13 protein-coding genes and 1 tRNA gene are annotated in these 14,945 nt (G+C 72.1%); 10 read left to right on the forward strand and 4 right to left on the reverse strand.

The window, feature by feature from the left end; translation table 11 throughout:
• Positions 1-2: 2 nt before the first annotated feature.
• A complete protein-coding gene (locus ABD345_RS00135; RefSeq protein WP_030919726.1) occupies positions 3-326 on the reverse strand; it encodes a WhiB family transcriptional regulator in 324 nt (107 codons plus the stop codon).
• A gap of 429 nt (positions 327-755) precedes the next feature.
• On the opposite strand from ABD345_RS00135, the gene ABD345_RS00140 reads away from it, so the two are divergent.
• The gene (locus ABD345_RS00140; RefSeq protein WP_344549552.1) at positions 756-2,990 is read left to right on the forward strand and encodes a transglycosylase domain-containing protein; all 2,235 of its coding nucleotides are present in this window, start codon (positions 756-758) and stop codon (positions 2,988-2,990) included.
• Positions 2,991-3,121: 131 nt separating this feature from the next.
• Here the strand turns inward: ABD345_RS00140 and ABD345_RS00145 are convergent, their stop codons facing one another.
• Positions 3,122-3,577, reverse strand: a complete 456-nt coding sequence (locus ABD345_RS00145; RefSeq protein ID WP_344549553.1) for a GatB/YqeY domain-containing protein — start codon at positions 3,575-3,577, stop codon at positions 3,122-3,124.
• 131 nt (positions 3,578-3,708) lie between these two features.
• Here ABD345_RS00145 and ABD345_RS00150 point away from each other — a divergent pair, with 131 nt between their 5' ends.
• The 7 genes from ABD345_RS00150 to ABD345_RS00180 all read left to right on the forward strand — a co-directional run bounded on the left by ABD345_RS00150 (position 3,709) and on the right by ABD345_RS00180 (position 11,104).
• Complete coding sequence (locus tag ABD345_RS00150; protein WP_344549554.1) at positions 3,709-4,653, forward strand: metallophosphoesterase; 945 nt, start codon at positions 3,709-3,711, stop codon at positions 4,651-4,653.
• An 87-nt stretch (positions 4,654-4,740) separates the two neighbouring features.
• Positions 4,741-4,814 (forward strand) — tRNA-Pro (locus ABD345_RS00155).
• A gap of 131 nt (positions 4,815-4,945) precedes the next feature.
• Positions 4,946-6,331, forward strand: a complete 1,386-nt coding sequence (locus ABD345_RS00160; RefSeq protein WP_344549555.1) for a YDG/SRA domain-containing protein — start codon at positions 4,946-4,948, stop codon at positions 6,329-6,331.
• Positions 6,332-6,601: 270 nt separating this feature from the next.
• Positions 6,602-8,077, forward strand: a complete 1,476-nt coding sequence (gadC, locus tag ABD345_RS00165; RefSeq protein WP_344549557.1) for a glutamate/gamma-aminobutyrate antiporter GadC — start codon at positions 6,602-6,604, stop codon at positions 8,075-8,077.
• 82 nt (positions 8,078-8,159) lie between these two features.
• Positions 8,160-8,594 (forward strand): hypothetical protein, encoded by a 435-nt coding sequence (locus ABD345_RS00170; RefSeq protein WP_344549558.1) that lies wholly within the window; start codon positions 8,160-8,162, stop codon positions 8,592-8,594.
• A gap of 17 nt (positions 8,595-8,611) precedes the next feature.
• The gene (locus ABD345_RS00175; RefSeq protein ID WP_344549559.1) at positions 8,612-9,970 is read left to right on the forward strand and encodes a dipeptidase; all 1,359 of its coding nucleotides are present in this window, start codon (positions 8,612-8,614) and stop codon (positions 9,968-9,970) included.
• A 15-nt stretch (positions 9,971-9,985) separates the two neighbouring features.
• A complete protein-coding gene (locus tag ABD345_RS00180) occupies positions 9,986-11,104 on the forward strand; it encodes an aminopeptidase P family protein (RefSeq protein ID WP_344549560.1) in 1,119 nt (372 codons plus the stop codon).
• A gap of 48 nt (positions 11,105-11,152) precedes the next feature.
• On the opposite strand, the gene ABD345_RS00185 is transcribed toward ABD345_RS00180, so the two are convergent.
• Positions 11,153-12,034 carry a LysR family transcriptional regulator gene (locus tag ABD345_RS00185; RefSeq protein WP_344549561.1) on the reverse strand — a complete coding sequence of 294 codons (882 nt, stop codon included), beginning with the start codon at positions 12,032-12,034 and terminating at the stop codon, positions 11,153-11,155.
• Positions 12,035-12,132: 98 nt separating this feature from the next.
• On the opposite strand from ABD345_RS00185, the gene ABD345_RS00190 reads away from it, so the two are divergent.
• The gene (locus ABD345_RS00190; RefSeq protein ID WP_344549562.1) at positions 12,133-12,504 is read left to right on the forward strand and encodes a YybH family protein; all 372 of its coding nucleotides are present in this window, start codon (positions 12,133-12,135) and stop codon (positions 12,502-12,504) included.
• A gap of 223 nt (positions 12,505-12,727) precedes the next feature.
• On the forward strand, positions 12,728-13,939 hold the full coding sequence (locus ABD345_RS00195; protein WP_344549563.1) for a L,D-transpeptidase: 1,212 nt from the start codon (positions 12,728-12,730) through the stop codon (positions 13,937-13,939).
• A gap of 27 nt (positions 13,940-13,966) precedes the next feature.
• Here the strand turns inward: ABD345_RS00195 and ABD345_RS00200 are convergent, their stop codons facing one another.
• Complete coding sequence (locus ABD345_RS00200) at positions 13,967-14,896, reverse strand: GlxA family transcriptional regulator (protein WP_344549564.1); 930 nt, start codon at positions 14,894-14,896, stop codon at positions 13,967-13,969.
• Positions 14,897-14,945 lie beyond the last annotated feature (49 nt).

A 14,945-nucleotide genomic window follows, 5' to 3' on the forward strand; every position in this document is an offset into this window, starting at 1 on the left:
CGTCAGACCGCCTGGGCGTAGTCCCGCAGGACCACCCCGGTCGCCAGCGACTCCTCGTACTCGGTGCGCGCGGTCTCCAGCAGCCGGCGCCAGGAGTCCACGGTCGGCCGACGGCGCAGCAGCGCCCGCCGCTCGCGCTCCGTCATCCCGCCCCAGACGCCGAACTCGACCCGGTTGTCGAGCGCGTCCGCGAGGCACTCGGTGCGCACCGGGCACCCGCTGCACACCGCCTTGGCGCGGTTCTGCGCCGCCCCCTGCACGAACAGTTCATCCGGATCGCTCGTGCGGCACGCCGCCTGCGCGCTCCAGTCGTCCACCCAGCCCATCCCGGCGCCGTCCTCTCCCGATTCGGGGCTCCCCCACGGCGGCAACGGCATATTCACCGTTGCCAGTTGAGGACGTTACGGAAGAACGGGACGACGCAACAGCCCCTGTGTGCCCAATTCGCATGACCCGATCGGACTATGGGTGTCCGGCAGCTCACTCGTTGGAGTGACCGCAGGTCGGGGGCCTTGCCGAGGCCGGAAGGGGCGCTTTCGTCACGGTGCGCGACAGCAGTCCGCTTTACACCCGTCCGGATCACGGACATAGCGCCACGAATCGGACAAAGCTCATCACTCACAAGAGTGATGACGATGAACAGAGCGAAGCTGTCGCAGTTCTGTGACAAGCGTAGGCGAACACCTGCCCCCCTGTACGGGATTCCGCGACGTAGGGTTCTCCCCATGGCACCTTCGCGATCCACTGGCTCCCTCATGGACAAGGCAGGGCACGGCGTCAAGTTCCTGGGCGGCTCGGTCCTGGCCGGCGTCCTGGTCGCCGGAATGGCGCTGCCCGCGGTCGGGGCCTTCGGCCTGACCGCCAAGGACACCGCGGAGTCGTTCGACAACATCCCCGACGACTTCAAGCAGCCCACCCTGTCCCAGGCGTCGATGATCTACGACGCCAAGGGCGGCCTGATCGCCAAGGTGTACGACCGCGACCGCACCATCCTCACCGCCGAGCAGATGGCCCCGGTGATGCGCCAGGCCCAGGTCGACATCGAGGACGCCCGCTTCTACGAGCACGGCGCCATCGACCTCAAGGGCGTGCTCCGCGCCGCCACCAAGAACGCCGAGTCCGGCACCACCGCGCAGGGCGCCTCCACGCTCACCCAGCAGTACGTGAAGAACGTCTTCGTCGAGCAGGCCGGCGACGACCAGGCCGCCTTCCTCGAAGCCACCAAGAAGAGCCTGGGCCGCAAGATCCAGGAGCTCAAGTACGCCATCAAGCTGGAAGAGGACCTGACCAAGGACCAGATCCTCACCAACTACCTGAACATCACCTTCTACGGCCACCAGGCGTACGGCGTCGAGGCCGCCGCCAACCGGTACTTCAGCAAGAGCGCCAAGGACCTCACCGTCCCCGAGGCCGCGATGCTGGCCGGCCTGGTCCAGAACCCCACGGCGTACGACCCGATCGCCCACCCGCAGGCCGCGCAGACCCGCCGCAACACGGTGATCAACAAGCTGCTGGAGTACAAGCACATCACCCCCGAGCAGGCCAAGGCCGCGCTCGACGCCCCGCTCGGCATCAAGTACTCCGAACCGCAGAACGGCTGCATCACCGCGCAGAACGGCATGGGCTTCTTCTGCGACTACGTGCGCCACGTGATCAAGCAGGACCCGGCGTTCGGCGCGACCGCGGCGGACCGCCAGAAGCTCTGGGCGCAGGGCGGGTTGAAGATCAACACCACCATCGACCCGGACAAGCAGGCCGCCATGTACAACGCGGTCACCAAGAAGGTCTACGTGACCGACCCGGTGTCCGCCGCCGGCAGCATGGTCGAACCCGGCACCGGCAAGATCCTCGCCATGGCGCAGACCCGCCCGTACGGCCTGGACACCTCGAAGAACCAGACCGTGCTGAACCTCAACGTCGGCGCGTCGATGGGCGGCGGCAGCGGCTTCTCCCCCGGCTCGACCTTCAAGCCGGTCGTGGCCGCGGCCGCCCTGGAGTCCGGCATCCCGATCAGCCAGGAATTCCCCTCGCCCAACGAGATGGTCTACCCCAAGATGACCACCTGCGACGGCACCACCAGCAACCCGAAGGGCGAGAAGCTGGCCAACGAGTCGACCAGCGAGGTCGGCCCGTACAGCCTCCAGGTCGCCATGCAGAAGTCGGTCAACACCTACTTCATCCAGCTCGAAGAGCAGATGGGCCTCTGCCCGGTCAAGCAGATGACCGACAAGCTCGGCCTGAGCACCCTGGCCAACGGCACCCAGATCCAGCAGATCGCCTCGATGACGCTCGGCACCCAGGAGGTCAGCCCGCTCCAGATGGCGAGCGCCTACGCGGCCTTCGCGGCCCGCGGCCTCTACTGCTCCCCGACCGCGATCACCGCGGTCACCGCCTCCGACGGCAAGCAGCTGAAGGTCCCCGACGCCAACTGCAACCAGGCGATGTCCCAGACCACCGCCGACGGCATCAACACCCTGCTGCTCGGCGTCACCGAGAAGGGCACCGGCTCCGCCCTCGGCCTCGACGACGGCCGCCAGATCGCCGGCAAGACCGGCACCACCGACGAGCGGTTCGCGGCCTGGTTCACCGGCTACACCCCCGACCTGGCCACCTCGGTCTGGCTCGGCGGCGTCGGCGGCAACGTCTCGATGAAGAAGATCCGCATCGGCGGCCTCTACCGCCCCGCGGTCTACGGCGCCGACGGCCCCGGCCCGATCTGGCAGCAGGCCATGAACGACGCCCTCAGCGGCAGCGCCCCGGTCAGCTTCCAGCGGGTCGACATCCCGCAGCCCACCCAGTCCCCCACCCCCGGCGACAGCCCCTCCACCCCCTCCGGCGACAACGCCCAGGGCGGCAACAACGGCACGCCCAACGGCGGCAACAACGGCTGGCCGAACGGCGGCACCACCGACGGCGGCCTGGTCAACGGCGGCATCACCCTCCCGCCGGGCACCGTCGCCGGCAACACCGGCAAGCCGGGCCGCCACTGACCCCGGCCCCCGGTCACCCGGCCGCACGGCCGCACGCGCACGGAGCCGCCCGGGCGGAGGACCTCTCCTCCGCCCGGGCGGCTCCGTCTTCGCGGTCTTCGCGCGGTGGCTGGCGCGGCGGCCGACCGGCCTCAGCCCGCCAACGCGGCCTTCACGGCGGCGGCCACCCGGCCGCCGTCCGCCTTCCCCTCCACCTGCGGACGGACCAGCTTCATCACGGCCCCCATGCCCTGCGGACCGCTCGCCCCGGACTCGGCGACCGCGGCGGCGACGATCGACGCCAGCTCCTCGTCCGTCAGCGGCTTCGGCAGGAACCCCGCCAGCACCTCGCCCTCGGCCCGCTCCCGGGCCGCCTGCTCGACCCGGCCCGCGCCCTCGAAGGCGTCCGCCGCCTCCCGGCGCTTCTTCGCCTCCTTGCCGATCACCTGCAGCACCTCGGCGTCGGACAGCTCCTTCTTCTGCTTGCCCGCCACCTCCGCACTGGTGACCGCGGACAGCGTCAGCCGGAGGGTGGACGAGCGCAGCTCGTCCCGTGCCTTGATCGCAGCCGTGAGGTCCTCCTGCAGCTGCTCCTTGAGCGTCGTCATGCCGCCGATTCTGGCACCTGCCCCGCCCCGCCGCCGCCCCATTTACCCGCCGTCCGCCCCTGACGCCGCGTCAGCACCTCCGTTCCCCGGGCGCCCGTCGGGCCGTTCACCCCGTCTGCGACCATGGACCGATGCGACCGCTGCACTCCGTCCCGCTCGGCATCGCCGCCACCGGCGCCGCCTGTCTCGTCTACGCCGCCGGGTACGAGGTCCGCTCGTTCCGCCTGCGCCGCGTCGAGGTCCCGATCCTGCCCGCCGGCGCCCGGCCGGTCCGAATCCTCCAGGTCTCCGACATCCACATGGTCAACGGCCAGGACAAGAAGCAGCGCTGGCTGAAGAGCCTCGCCGGACTCCGCCCCGACCTGGTGGTCAACACCGGGGACAACCTCTCCGACCCGCTCGGCGTCCCCGCCGCGCTGGACGCCCTCGGCCCGCTGATGGACTTCCCCGGCGTCTATGTCTTCGGCTCCAACGACTACTACGGCCCCGCCCGCAAGAGCCCCACCCGCTACCTCAAGGCCCTGCGCAGCGGCGCCCACGGCACCAACAACCCCGACGGCACCGGCCGCCGCGGCATCAGCGGCGCCGTCCACAACCCCTGGCAGAAGCTCCGCGACGGCTTCGACCAGGCGGGCTGGCTCAACCTCAACAACGCCCGCGGCCGCCTCGCCGTCGCCGGCCTCGACATCGAGTTCGCCGGCCTCGACGACCCGCACATCCGCCACGACGACTACACCGCCGTCGCCGGCGGCCCCTCCCCCGACGCCGACCTCTCCCTCGCCGTCGTCCACGCCCCTTACCTCCGCACCCTCGACGCCTTCACCGCCGACGGCTACCCCCTGATCCTGGCCGGCCACACCCACGGCGGCCAGCTCTGCATCCCCTTCTACGGCGCCCTCGTCACCAACTGCGACCTCGACACCGACCGCGTCAAGGGCCTCTCCACCCACACCACCCCCCACCACCGCTCCTACCTCCACGTCTCCGCCGGCTGCGGCACCAACCGCTACACCCCCGTCCGCTTCGCCTGCCCCCCCGAAGCCACCCTCCTCACCCTCACCCCCGCCCCACGCTGACCAGCCCTAAACCGGATTTCGTCTCTGGCCCCACCTCCTGTAGAGTTCTACTCGTTGCGCCGGACACGGAAGGCAACAACGCAGGACCGGGGTATAGCGCAGCTTGGTAGCGCGCTTCGTTCGGGACGAAGAGGCCGTGGGTTCAAATCCCGCTACCCCGACTTCGTAGTAGCAGGAAGGGCCCTGCCGGAGAAATCCGGCAGGGCCCTTCCTCGTGGTGCGCGCCCACCTGGACGGCTCGTGCTCCGGGTGGCGCCCACCTTGGGGGGACCATGAGGGGACGCGATACCTGATGACGAAGCACCTAGACGATATCCGCTCGGCCGTGGCCGGTCTCCATGTCGACCGGTCCTCCGGTCAGCCCGCTCGGCACCAGCCGATCACCCTGCTCTGGGCGATGGGTCGGGCAGCAACAGGGCGGGCGCGGCTGCTGCCGTGGAAGGACGCCAGACCCGACCTGAAGCGACTCCTGAAGGAGTACGGTCGCCCCGGGTCCGACCCGGCGCCGCAGTACCCGTTCGTGGCCCTGCAGGACTCGGGCCTGTGGCAACTCGACGGCGTCATGGGCGAAGTGCCGGTGGCACGGGGCTCGAAGCTGCTGCCCTGGCTGAACTCCCAGAACCCCCGAGGCGGTCTGGAGGGCTGGGTGTACGACCTCCTCGCCGATGACCCGGAAGCACGGCGTCTGGTGACCGACGATCTGGTGTCCCGGTTCTTCGAGGGCGAGGCACCACACGGCCTGCTGCGGGACGCCCTGCTGCTGGGCCCAGTGTTCGACGGCTTCGGACCGGTCCCCGGTGTCAAGGCGGGCACCGTCTTCGCCAACCGTGCGGCGCTCCACCGCGCCCAGGTGCACCGGCCGCTCCAAGGCGGCATCTGCGGGACCAGGGAGAACGGTGCCGAGTCCATCGTCGTGTCGGGTGGGTACGAGGACGACGAGGACCTCGGCGACACGATCATCTACACGGGCCAGGGCGGCCGTGACGAGCGCACCGGGCAACAGGCGTCCGACCAGCAACTCACCCTGGGCAACGCGGCCCTCGTCACCAGCAGGACGGCGGGACGACCCGTACGCGTCGTCCGCGGGGCGAGCGGCGATCCACAGCACTCCCCTGCGTCCGGGTACAGGTATGACGGGCTCTACCTCGTCGACGACTACTGGTCCGAACGCGGGCAGTCCGGTCACCTGGTCTGGCGTTACAGACTGGTCAAACTGCCCAACGAACCGCTCCTGCCCGTTCCGTCCCTCGCCGTTCCGACCCAACCCGCTCCGACCCTCCCCGTGCCGGCCGGCCAGGAGACGTTGACGCGCGTCGAGGCGTCGTTCATGCGCATCGTCCGGAGCAGCGCCGTCGCGAACTACGTGAAGCGGGCCCATGATTTCTCCTGCCAGGTGTGCGGCATCCGCTTGGGGACACCGACCGGCGCCTACGCGGAGGCCGCGCACATCCAGGGACTGGGGCGACCGCACAACGGTCCCGACATCGCCTCGAACGTCCTGTGCCTGTGCCCCAACCACCACAAGCTCTTCGACTTCGGCATGCTGGTCATCGCCGACGACCTGGCGATCACCGACCGGTCCACCGAACAGGTCATCGGCCGGTTGCGCGAGATCCCTGCCCACCAGATCGAGCGGCGTTTCTTGGCTTACCACCGTGAGCATCACGCCCCGGTCTGAAACCGTTCGCCGACGGGTGAGACCGCAGTAGGGCGTGAACGGCCGAGGGGCCCGTCCGGATGACCGGGTGGGCCCCTCCGCCCGTTGAGCGGGTCTTCTCCACAGGGTGTGGACAGTGCGGGCGGGTGAGGGGGTGTCAGGGGGTGGCGTTGGGCTGTTCCGGTGAGGGGGGTGGGGGTGGTGACGGGTTTTCGGATGCGGGGTGGGGGTGGGGGCCGGAGGGTGGAGGGGCGGGCTCCGGTGGGCGGGGCCGCTGCGAGGAGGCGGTGGATGAGCGCGGCGGATGTGCCGGTCCCGGAGGGGACGGCTGCGGTGGCGGCGAAACGGGTGAAGACGGTGGCGGTGCCCAGGATGACCTGGGTGACGCTGGCGCTGATGACGACCAGTTCGGTGGCGAGTCTGCGGTCCGCGCCGACGATGGCGGTGTACGGGCTGGCGTGCGTGTTCCTGTACGTGGTGCCGGCGATCGTGTTCCTGCTGCCGACGGCGCTGGTCTCGGCGGAGCTGGCCTCGGGCTGGGAAGGCGGCGTGTACAACTGGGTGGCCCAGGGGCTGTCGAAGCCGCTGGGGTTCCTGGCGGTGTGGTGCCAGTTCGCGATGACGATCTTCTACTACCCGAGCCTGCTGGCGTACGTGGCGAGCACGATCGCGTACGTGGTGGATCCGAGCCTGGCCAGCAACGGCCTGTACACGGCGATCGTGATCATGGTGCTGTACTGGACCGGCGTGTGGGTGTCCTCGCGCGGGACGGGCGCGGTGGCGGGCCTGGCGTCCTGGGGGCTGATCATCGGGACGCTGGTCCCGGGCGCGCTGCTGGTGGTGCTGGGCTTCGTGTTCCTGGGGCAGGGGAACGCCTCGGCGGCGCCGATGTCGGCTGACCACCTGCTGCCGGCCTGGACGGGCCTGGCGAGCCTGGTGCTGATCGTCAACAACTTCCTGAGCTACTCGGGCATGGAGATGAACGCGGTGCACGTCTCCTCGCTGAAGAACCCGGGCAAGGAGTTCCCGCGCTCGATGTTCCTCGCGGTCGGGATGGTGCTGCTGATCTTCATCCTGCCCGCGCTGGCGATCAGCTGGGTGGTGCCGGCCGACCAGCTGTCGCTGACGGCGGGCGTGATGCAGGCGTTCGACGCGTTCTTCCAGTACTTCCACATCGGCTGGCTGACCCCGCTGATCGCGGTGGGCCTGGTCGCCGCCTCGCTGGGCGGCATGCTGACCTGGCTGGCCGGGCCGTCCAAGGGCCTGCTGATGATCTCCCGGCAGGAGGGCTACCTGCCGCCGTCGCTGCAGAAGCTCAACAAGCACGGCATCCAGCAGAACATCCTGGTCGCGCAGGGCGTGGTGACCACGGCCATCGCGCTGATGTACGCGTTCATCCCGAACGTCTCCAGCGTGTACTGGATCTTCTCGGTGATCACCACGCAGGTGTACCTGATCGTCTACCTGCTGATGTTCGCGGCGGCGATCCGGCTGCGCAGGCTCCAGCCGGACCACCCGCGCGGCTACCGCGCCCCGGCCCTGGTGGTGCTGTGCGTGGTGGGGCTGCTGGCGTCGGCGGCGGCGATGGTGATCGGGTTCGTGCCGTCCTCGCAGTTCGGCGGCGGCAGCGTGTGGGCGTACATCGGGATCATCGGCGGCGGTCTGCTGCTGCTGGGCGTGATCATCCCGTTCGGCTTCCTGAAGGCCAGCAAGCCGGAGTGGCGCGACCCCGCGGCGGCGGCGGCCATCGAGGAGGAGGCGGCATGAGCGAGCGGAGCGAGCGGATCATCAGGAGCGGCGCACGGGCGAATGCCCCCGCCGAGCGGAGCGAGCGCAGCGAGGTGGGCGCATGAGCACCCGGATGGCTTCGCAGCACAAGTGGATCTACGTCGGCGCGATCGTGCTGCTGGTCGCGATGGTCGTGGTCGGCCTGCTGACGTTCACCCAGCAGCACGCCACCAACGAGTCGTTCCGGAAGGCCGACGAGCTGATCTCCAAGCTGCAGGCGGACGGCTACCCGACGCCGGACCGGGAGCAGGTGGCCCGGACGCTGGGGACGGACGGCGGCGCGGTGTGCGAGGACCCGGCGAGTTCGCTGAAGACCGGTCTGCAGCGGGTGCAGATGTCCAACGGGGCGGCCGGCCCCGGGCAGCGGCCGGTCATCGTGGCCGCCCGGACGGTGCAGGCGGAGGCGTTGGTGCTGAGCGTCTACTGCCCGGACCAGCTGGACGACTACCAGGAGAAGATCGAGGACATCAAGACCGATGACACGGTCAGGAACTGAGGGGTGAGGGAGAGCCGATGACCACGGACACCGAGCTGGCCGCGCGCATCGCGGCGTTGATGCCCCGGGCCGAGCGGGACCTGGCCGAGCTGGTCGCCATCCCCTCGGTCGCCGACCCGCGGCAGCAGCCGCCGGAGAAGTGCCGGCAGGCCGCCGAGTGGGTGGCCGCCGCGTTCACCGAGGCCGGCCTGCAGGACGTCCGGCTGGCGGAGACCCCGGACGGCAGCCACGCCGTGCTGGGGCACCGCCCGCCGCCGCCGGGCGCGCCGACCGTGCTGCTGTACTGCCACTACGACGTGCAGCCGCCGCTGGACGACGCCGCCTGGACCACTCCCCCGTTCGAGCTGACCGAGCGGGACGGGCGCTGGTACGGGCGCGGCGCCGCGGACTGCAAGGGCAACATCGTCATGCACCTCACCGCGCTGCGGGCGCTCGGCGACGACCTGCCGGTGGGGATCAAGCTGGTCGCCGAGGGCTCGGAGGAGCAGGGCACCGGCGGCCTGGAGGCGTACGTCCCGCAGCACCCCGAGGACCTGCACGCGGACGTGCTGCTGGTCTGCGACACCGGCAACGCGGCGGTCGGGGTGCCGACCGCGACCACCTCGCTGCGCGGCCTGGCGAACGTCGTGGTGACGGTGCGGACGCTGGCGTCGGACGTGCACTCCGGCATGTTCGGCGGCCCCGCGCCGGACGCGCTGGCCGCGCTGGTCCGGATCCTGGACTCGCTGCGCGACGCCGAGGGCGGCACCCGGATCGACGGGCTGGACGACGGCGGGACCTGGGAGGGCGTCGGCTACGACGAGCAGCAGTTCCGGGCGGACGCGGGCGTGCTGGAGGGCGTCGGCCTGACCGGTTCCGGGACGGTCGCGGACCGGCTGTGGGCCCGCCCGGCGGTGACGGTGCTGGGCATCGACTGCGCGCCGGTGGTCGGTTCGGCCGCGGCGGTCCCCGGCACCGCCCGGGCCCGGGTCAGCCTGCGGGTGCCGCCCGGCATGGACCCCGGGACCGCGCAGGACGCGCTGACCGCGCACCTGGTGGCGGCCGCGCCGTGGGGCGCGCGGGTCACCGTGGAGCCGGAGTCGAAGGGCTCGCCGTTCCGGGCCGCCACCGACGGCCCGGCGTACGGGGCGCTGGACGCGGCCGCGCGGGAGGTCTACGGGAAGCCGCTGTCCTTCCTCGGGCAGGGCGGGTCGATCCCGCTGTGCAACGTGCTGGCGGCGCAGTACCCGGAGTCGGAGATCATCCTGATGGGCGTGGAGGAGCCGCGCTGCCTGATCCACGCGCCGAACGAGAGCGTGGACCCGTCCGAGATCGAGCACATGGCCACCGTGGAGGCGCTGTTCCTGCGCCACTACGCGGCCGCCGCCCACCGCTGATTCGAGAGGGAGAGCATGCCCGCGCCGTTCACCACCGCCGACTTCCAGGCCCGGATGGCCCGCGCCGCGACCGCCGCCGCGGACGCCGGGCTGGCCGGACTGGTCGTCACCCCCGGCCCCGACCTGACCTACCTGACGGGCTACCAGCCGACCGCGATGACCGAGCGGCTGACCGCCCTGGTGCTCGCGGCCGGCGCCGAACCGGTGCTGCTGGTCCCGAAGCTGGAACGCCCGGACGCCGAGCAGGCGCCGGGTGCGGAGGCCGTCCGGATGGCCGACTGGACGGACGGCACCGACCCGTACGCGGTGCTGGCGCCGAACCTGGACGGCGGCGGCCGGTACGGGATCTCCGACAACGCCTGGGCGATGCACCTGCTCGGGCTGCAGCAGGCGCTGCCGGGCAGCTCGTACGCGGCGCTGACCGCGGTGCTGCCGATGCTGCGGGCGGTGAAGGACCACGACGAGCTGGAGCGGCTGGCCGCGGCCGGGGCGGCGGCGGACCTGGCGTACGGGGAGATCCTGGGCGTCGACTTCGCCGGGCGGACCGAGAACCAGGTGGCCGCCGACCTGGCCGCGCTGCTCACGAAGCACGGGCACAGCCAGGTCGACTTCACCGTGGTCGGCTCCGGGCCGAACGGGGCGAACCCGCACCACGAGGCCGGGGACCGGGTGATCCGGCGCGGCGACACCGTGGTGCTGGACTTCGGCGGGCTGAAGGACGGCTACGGCTCCGACACCACCCGCACCGTGTTCGTCGGCACCGAGCCGCCGGCGGAGGTGCTCGCCGTCCACGACCTGGTGCGGCGCGCCCAGCAGGCCGCGTTCGACGCCGTCGCGCCCGGGGTGACCTGCCAGGACATCGACCGGGTCGCCCGGAAGGTGATCACCGACGGCGGGTACGGCGAGTACTTCATCCACCGGGTCGGCCACGGCATCGGGCTCACCACTCACGAGCCGCCGTACATGGTCGAGGGCGAGACCCAGCCGCTGGTGCCCGGCATGTGCTTCTCGATCGAGCCGGGGATCTACCTGCCGGGGCGGTTCGGCGTCCGGATCGAGGACATCGTGACCGTCACCGAGGACGGCGGGCTGCGGTTCAACGGGACGCCGCACGAACTGGCCTTCGTGAACTGAGGGGCGGCGCTCCGCGGAAGGGCCGCCGGTGTTCCGGCGGCCCTTCCGTCAGGTCGGGAGCCGGAAGGCCCGGCGCAGGGCGGTGAGCAGGGCGCGCAGGGCCGGGGGCGGGGACGGGCGGTTGACCAGGGCGAGCAGGGCCGGGGTGGTCAGGCCCGCGACGGGGACGGGGACGAGCGCCGGGAAGGACCCGGTCATCGAGCGGCTGAGCACGGCCGCGCCGAGGCCGCGGGCGGCCAGGTCGGCGATCGCGGCGGCGGCGGTGGCCTCCAGGGCGACGTGCGGGGTGAGGCCGTGGGCGGCGCAGTCGCGGTCCAGGACGGCGCGCAGGCCGGTGCCGCGCGGCATGCAGACCAGCGGGTGGGCGAGCAGGTCGGCGAGGGCGGGGCGGGGGACGTCCAGCAGCGGGTGGCCGGGCGGGACGGCGGCCAGCACGGGTTCGCTGACCAGCACGTGCGCGTCCAGCCCGTCGGGGGCGGGGGCGGGGCGGCCGATCAGGGCGAGGTCGAGGGCGCCGGTGCGGACGTCCTCGGTGAGGCGCTCGGAGTCGGCCTCCAGCAGGGCGAGTTCGACGCCGGGGTGGGCCCGGTGGAAGGCGGCCAGGCCGTCGAACAGCGGGGCCAGGGTGCAGCCCGCGACCATGCCCAGCCGCAGGCTGCCGCGCACCAGGTCGGTGACCTCGCCGACCGCCTGGCCGACCGCGCGGGCGGCGGCCAGCGCCTGCCGGGCGTGCTCCAGGGCGGCCTTGCCCGCGACGGTCAGCGTCACGGTGCGGGCCGCGCGGTCGAACAGCTCGGCGCCCAACTCCCGTTCCAGCTGCCGGACCTGGGCGCTCACTCCGGACTGGCTGATGTGCACCCGCTCGGCGGCGCGGGTGAAGTTGCGCTCCTCGGCGACCGCGACGAAGTACTCCAGCTGCCTCAGTTCCATGACTCCTGATTCTAGTTTGGAGCACAACCAGCTGTTGGACTTCTGGAACGGGGCGGGAGGAGGCTGGAGGAAGGACAGGACGACGAGGAGGAACGGCGATGGGCGAGTACGAGAAGGCGATGCGGCCGGAGGACCTGACCCGGCTGTTCGTGGAACGTTCCAACGCGGGCGACGCCGCCGGGGTCGCGGCGCTGTACGAGGAGAACGCGGTGCTGGCGTACCCGCCCGGGCGGTTGACGGTCGGCCGGGCCGCGATCCAGGAGCTGTGGGCGCAGGTGCTGGCCCACCGGCCGCGGTTCACGCCCGAACCGCCGCTGCCCACGCTGGCCGCGGACGGCATCGCGCTGACCGCCACCCCGCCGAAGGACGGCGCCGGGGCCCGCGCCCAGGTGGTGCGGCAGCAGCCGGACGGCAGCTGGCTGCGGCTGCTGGACCAGCCGGAGTTCCAGCGCCCGGACGGGGCCGCGTAGGCCGCCAGGCCGACAGGGGACGGGCCGTCGGGCGGTCGGGAAGCGGGCCGGTTCGGCGGCGGCGGCGCCCGGGTCGTCCAGCACGGCGTGCTGCCCGCGGCCCGGGACGGGCACGTCGTCGCACGGCCGTGCGAAACCGTGACACTTCTCCGGGGCCCCGGCCGTAACCCGGGCCTCCCCCGGAGCGTGTACCTCTTCCGGAAAGACCGGATGGAGGGGCGTCGTGCGACGGACAACGATGATGGGCGCGATTCTGGGCGGAACGCTGCTGCTGACCGCGTGCAGTGGCGGGGGCGGGGGCGCCGGTGGCACTGGCGGCACCGGCGGTGCGGCGGGTGGGGGCGCGGCGAGCACGCCGGCGCGGGCGAAGGCGTCCGCCGCGGTGCTGTCGATCGAGCCGGGCGACGGCGCGAAGGACGTGGCCCCGGGCGCGGTCAAGGTCTCGGTGGCGTCCGGCAAGCTGTCCGAGGTCACCGTCACCGACCAGGACGGCAAGGCGGTCGAGGGCGCCCTCGCCGCTGACAACCTCACCTGGACCCCGGCCCCCGGCGGCCTCTCGGTCGGCACCACCTACCGGGTGAACGCCAGGGCCGCCGACACCGACGGCGTGGCCACCACCGCCACCAGCACCTTCAGCACGCTCGTCCCGCAGCGGACCGCCAAGGTCGAGGACAACGTGGTGACCGGCCAGGACTTCGGCGTCGGCATGATCATCTCGGTGAACTTCGGCGGCGTGAAGGTCAAGAACAAGGAGGCCGTCGAGCGGGCCATCGTGGTCGAGAGCTCGGACGGCCGCGAGGTCAAGGGCCACTGGTTCGAGAACGACACCCGGCTCGACCTGCGCCCCGCCGAGTACTGGACCCCCGGCACCACCGTCCAGGTCCACCTGCGTACCAAGAGCGTGGAGTTGGCGCCCGGCGTGTACGGCGCGACCGAGCGCGACGAGCACTTCACCATCGCCCGCTCCCGGATCAGCGAGGTCGACGCCCGCACCCACCAGATGGTGGTCAAGGAGGACGGCAAGCCCGACCAGACCATCCCGATCGTCGCGGGCACCGACGACAACCCGTCCTGGAACGGCACTATGGTCATCTCCGCCAAGAGCCGGATGGAGCCGATGAGTTCCGAGGGCCAGACCGACCTCAAGGGGCCCGGCTACAAGACGATAGACCCGCACGCGCTGCGGCTGACCAACTCCGGCACCTACCTGCACGGCAACCCGGACGCCTGGACGGCGGCCGGCCGGACGAACATCAGCCACGGCTGCATCGGCCTGCCCGACACCCCGGCGGGCAGCGACGACACCCCCGGCGGCAAGGTCTACAACGCCTCGAAGATCGGCGACGTGGTGATCGTCCGGAACTCGGTCAAGAAGAAGCCGCTGGACCCCGCCAACGGCCTGAGCGGCTGGAACCTGACCTGGTCGCAGTGGTGAGCGGGGCAGCGGTGAGCTGAGCCCGCGTCAGCGGGTGCGGCGGCGGTAGTCGGCCGGGGTGGTGGCCAGGGTGCGGGCGAAGGCCCGGCGCATCGCCTCGGCCGAGCCGTACCCGCAGGAGCGGGCCACCTGCTCGATGCCGTCCCGGCTGTCCTCCAGCCGGCGGCGGGCCGCCTCCAGCCGGGCCCCGGCCACGTACCGACCGGGGGTCATGCCGACGTCCGCGGCGAAGACCCGGGCGAACTGGCGCGGCGACAGCGAGGCCCGGCGGGCCAGCGACTCCACCGACAGGTCCTCCTCCGGGTGCTCGGTGATCCAGCGCTGCACCTCGCGCACCGAGTCCCGTTCGGCGAACTGCGCCGACAGCTGGGCGGAGAACTGGGCCTGGCCGCCGGGGCGGCGCAGGAACACCACCAGGTTGCGGGCGACCGCCAGCGCGACCTCCCGCCCCAGGTCCTCCTCGACCAGGTGCAGCGCCAGGTCGATGCCCGCGGTGACGCCCGCCGAGGACAGGAACCGGCCGTCCCGGACGTAGATCGGCTCCGGGTCGACGGTCAGCTCCGGGTACCGGGCGGCCAGCAGCGCGCAGTGCCGCCAGTGGGTGGTGACCCGGCGGCCCGCCAGCAGGCCCGCCGCGGCGAGCAGGAAAGTGCCGGTGCAGACCGAGACGACCCGCTCGGCCCCGGCCGCCAGGTCGGCGATCCGGTCGGTCAGTCCGGGCGCGACCTCGCCGCGGGTGCCGGCCCCGCCCGGGACGAGCAGGGTGTGCGCGGGCCCGGCCAGGTCGAGGTCGAGGTCGGGCAGCAGGGTCAGGCCGCTGCTGCTGCGCACCGGCCGGCCGCCCGGCGAGGCGGTGGTGACGGGGTAGCCGGCGCCGTGGAACGCCTCCAGCGGGCCGGTGACGTCGAGGCTCTGCACTCCGTCGAACAGGACGATCAGCACGCTGCGGGTCGGCATGCTCCCAGGGTGGCGGACCGGCCGGGTGGCAGCAAGGACGCGTACCCCA

Origin of the sequence: Kitasatospora saccharophila (assembly GCF_039529925.1) — a bacterium.
In the GTDB taxonomy this organism is placed as follows: Bacteria; Actinomycetota; Actinomycetes; order Streptomycetales; family Streptomycetaceae; genus Kitasatospora; species Kitasatospora saccharophila.

What these genes read in the sequence shown, in the direction of transcription:
- ABD345_RS00135 (WP_030919726.1), bottom strand. Translation starts at nt 326, where the DNA reads ATGGGCTGGGTGGACGACTGGAGCGCGCAGGCGGCGTGCCGCACGAGC.
- ABD345_RS00180 (WP_344549560.1), top strand. Translation starts at nt 9,986, where the DNA reads ATGCCCGCGCCGTTCACCACCGCCGACTTCCAGGCCCGGATGGCCCGC.
- ABD345_RS00190 (WP_344549562.1), top strand. Translation starts at nt 12,133, where the DNA reads ATGGGCGAGTACGAGAAGGCGATGCGGCCGGAGGACCTGACCCGGCTG.
- ABD345_RS00170 (WP_344549558.1), top strand. Translation starts at nt 8,160, where the DNA reads ATGAGCACCCGGATGGCTTCGCAGCACAAGTGGATCTACGTCGGCGCG.
- gadC (WP_344549557.1), top strand. Translation starts at nt 6,602, where the DNA reads ATGAGCGCGGCGGATGTGCCGGTCCCGGAGGGGACGGCTGCGGTGGCG.
- ABD345_RS00200 (WP_344549564.1), bottom strand. Translation starts at nt 14,896, where the DNA reads ATGCCGACCCGCAGCGTGCTGATCGTCCTGTTCGACGGAGTGCAGAGC.
- ABD345_RS00185 (WP_344549561.1), bottom strand. Translation starts at nt 12,034, where the DNA reads ATGGAACTGAGGCAGCTGGAGTACTTCGTCGCGGTCGCCGAGGAGCGC.
- ABD345_RS00140 (WP_344549552.1), top strand. Translation starts at nt 756, where the DNA reads ATGGACAAGGCAGGGCACGGCGTCAAGTTCCTGGGCGGCTCGGTCCTG.
- ABD345_RS00160 (WP_344549555.1), top strand. Translation starts at nt 4,946, where the DNA reads ATGACGAAGCACCTAGACGATATCCGCTCGGCCGTGGCCGGTCTCCAT.
- ABD345_RS00175 (WP_344549559.1), top strand. Translation starts at nt 8,612, where the DNA reads ATGACCACGGACACCGAGCTGGCCGCGCGCATCGCGGCGTTGATGCCC.
- ABD345_RS00150 (WP_344549554.1), top strand. Translation starts at nt 3,709, where the DNA reads ATGCGACCGCTGCACTCCGTCCCGCTCGGCATCGCCGCCACCGGCGCC.
- ABD345_RS00145 (WP_344549553.1), bottom strand. Translation starts at nt 3,577, where the DNA reads ATGACGACGCTCAAGGAGCAGCTGCAGGAGGACCTCACGGCTGCGATC.